This window comes from Roseateles sp. P5_E1 (assembly GCF_054049335.1).
Map to the genome: position 1 here is coordinate 1 of NZ_JBFUMN010000123.1, position 1,698 is coordinate 1,698.

Here is a 1,698-nt window from a genome sequence, read left to right on the forward strand (position 1 = left end):
GAAGTGAAGTGGGGCGGCGGCGGCTACGTCACGGGCCTGGTCTTCCACCCGACCACCGCCAACCTGCTGTACGCGCGCACCGACATCGGTGGCGCCTACCGCTGGAACCAGCCCACGTCGTCCTGGGTGCCCATCACCGACGGCCTGGGCTTCGGTGGCGGCGAGGCCAGTTTCCACGGCGTCGAGAGCATCGCCGTCGATCCGAACAACGATCAGCGCGTCTACATGGGCGCCGGCATGTACACGTCCGGTGGCAACGGCCGCCTGTACATCTCCAGCAACCGTGGTGACCAGTGGACCTATGTCGCCCTGCCTTTCCCGCTCGGCGGCAACAACCCCGGCCGGGCCATCGGCGAGCGCCTGATGGTCGACCCCAACAAGCCGTCGACGCTGTTCTACGGCTCGCGCACAGCCGGCCTGTGGAAGAGCACCGACTCGGGCCTCACCTGGGCGCAGGTCACGTCGTTGTCGACCCTCAAGATGACCCAGGACCAGATCAACGCCAACGGCGGCACGGCCATGGGCGTCGAGACGGTCGTCTACGACACCGGCACCAAGGGCAGCGGCACGGCCACGCAGACGATCTACGCCCCCATCGCGCCGGACTATGTGCAGACCGCAGGCCTGGCCTCGAACCTGTACAAGTCCACCAACGGCGGCGCCTCGTGGACCCCGGTCACGGTGCCGATCTCCGGCTATCACATCCCGCACATGGTGCGTGCCGCTGACGGCATGTTCTACGTGGTCTTCACCAGGGACGCCGGTCCCGGCTCCGCCGGTCCCGCCCGTCTGTACAAGTTCGACGGCAGCAACTGGACCTTGCTCAGGAGCGACGACTCGGTCGGCTACGGCGGCGTGTCCGTCTCCGGCACCGGCGCGACCACGCGCATTGCGCTGGGGATCACCAACACCTGGGGCAACTTCCCCGGCCAGCGAATCCTCCAGCTGTCCGACGATGCCGGCCGGAACTGGCGCGAGATCGAAGCGATGACGCCGGGCGAGGTCTCCTGGGGCTGGATCGACGATGTGGAGATCGATCCCTTCAACCGCGATCACATCCTGCACGTCTCCGGCGGCGTCATGCAGACAAGCAACGCCTCCTCGGCCACGCCAACCTGGGCCATGACGGTCGACGGCCTTGAGGAGACGGCCGTGCTGGGCCTGGCCACGCCGCCGGCCGGCGCCACCTACACCGTCATCAACAGTTCGGGCGACGTCGGCGCCTGGGTGCACACCAACCTCACGACCAAGCCGACGCTGACGCCGGCCACCGACTGGAGCAACAGCTTCGCCGCCGACATGGCGTGGTCCGATCCGCAGTACATGGCCACCATCGGCGTCTACCTGGGCAACAACACCGCCTACGGCATGTGGTCGGGCGACGGCGGCAAGACCTGGGCGAAGTTCGCCACTTACCCGACGGGCGCGGCGCAAAACACGGGTGGGGAAGCGAGCATCGCCATCACCGCGCGCAACAAGGCAGTCTGGGCACCCGGCTACTCGGTGCCGTCCTACACCACGGACAACGGTGCCACCTGGGTGCCGACCAATCTGCCCGCGATCAACAGCGTCTTCCCCCGCGCCTACCACCTGGTTGCCGATCGCAAGAACCCGAACAAGGTCTATGCCTACGATTCCGGTGGCCACTGGTGGGGCACGCCGGGCAAGGTCTACACGTCGACCGATGGCGGCCACACG

General features: G+C 67.5%; 1 protein-coding gene. It reads left to right on the forward strand.

Translation table 11 applies throughout. The features are described 5' to 3' along the window. Positions 1-1,698, forward strand: a 1,698-nt coding sequence (locus ACXJKJ_RS30050) for a dockerin (RefSeq protein ID WP_457394985.1), incomplete at both ends; no start/stop codon positions are given.